The following is a 1,310-nucleotide window of genomic DNA, read 5'->3' on the forward strand; positions in this document are numbered from 1 at the left end:
GATTACAAGTCAGTTGCTCTACCAACTGAGCTACACCGGCATTTAAAAATGGTGGAGGATGACGGGCTCGAACCGCCGACCCCCTGCTTGTAAGGCAGGTGCTCTCCCAGCTGAGCTAATCCTCCAATGGGCATTTGCTGATTACTCTTTCGTAACCGCATGTCCTTTCTCTTAAGGACAAGATTTATATTATCATTACTTTTTTTATAATGCAATACCTTTTTTGAAATTATTTTTAAAAAATATATTTATTTCTAATTTTTCCATTTACCAATCGGGATTAATCATGAAAACGTTTACTTAGTATAACGAAATTCTAATATGTTTGACTAATTTTATCAAGACTTGTTTTTAATATTTATAAATCATTCTGATATAATTATTAATATTACTTATAAATATCAAGTATTTTAGAATATACGACTACTTATTTATACATTTTATTGACTAAAGCTGTCAAGAAAATACCCGTATTTGTATTATTATTTTTTAAAGTATTGATAGAATCCACCTCTTAATTATTTCCACTATTGGTTTCTCAATATACTCTTTATCTTTCTATTCTTTTCCTTATCTAGAATGTTTTTTGTTATTCTATAATAATAATTTCCATGTTTAAATGCGCTTAAAATGGTGCAATTTCATTAGCTGGGGTTAATACATACCAAGCTTTTTTTGGATTACACAATTTGAGCGTTAAATCCTTGTTACTAGCTATTAAATTGCTTTTTACAATGTTTTTAGGTGAACCGGAGATTTATATACCCCTATTACATTATTGATGGGAAAACGGTTTAAACAGCCTTCTAATAGAGCGCAACTAAACTTGCATGTTCCCAATTGCCCTTCATTAAATAACTGCAAAATCTCTGCTTCTTTTCCGCTCCTGCCTATTATCTTGTTCTTTCTTAATCCATGCACCTTCCCATATAGTGATCAAGGAAGTATGTCTTTACAGGCAGTAGCAATAAAATAATATGAGTTTAAAGTAGATTCCGATTGTGGGTTAATTGAAGCAATTATATATTTCAACACAGTTTTTTATCTTTATTATAAGACAGCATAATATTGCGTAAGAAATTATTCAGTCCATTAATATAGCTGCATTGTTTATTATCTTAAGAGAGCTTTTAACGCAACCAAAAAAACGCTAAGTACATGTAACAGTACTTAGCGTTTTTCGTTTTTCTATGTATGACCCGTACGGGATTCGAACCCGTGTTACCGCCGTGAAAGGGCGGTGTCTTAACCACTTGACCAACGGGCCGATGGCGGAGACAGAGGGATTTGAACCCTCGCGCCGCTTACGC

General features: G+C 33.3%; 2 tRNA genes. Both read right to left on the minus strand.

Annotation, left to right across the window (positions count from 1 at the left end):
- Window positions 1–49: 49 nt before the first annotated feature.
- Window positions 50–125: transfer RNA gene (locus B5473_RS00625), tRNA-Val, on the minus strand.
- A 1,070-nt stretch (window positions 126–1,195) separates the two neighbouring features.
- Window positions 1,196–1,267 (minus strand) — tRNA-Glu (locus B5473_RS00630).
- Window positions 1,268–1,310 lie beyond the last annotated feature (43 nt).

The sequence above is a fragment of the Solibacillus isronensis genome, from assembly GCF_900168685.1.
GTDB classification, from domain to species: domain Bacteria; phylum Bacillota; class Bacilli; order Bacillales_A; family Planococcaceae; genus Solibacillus; species Solibacillus isronensis_A.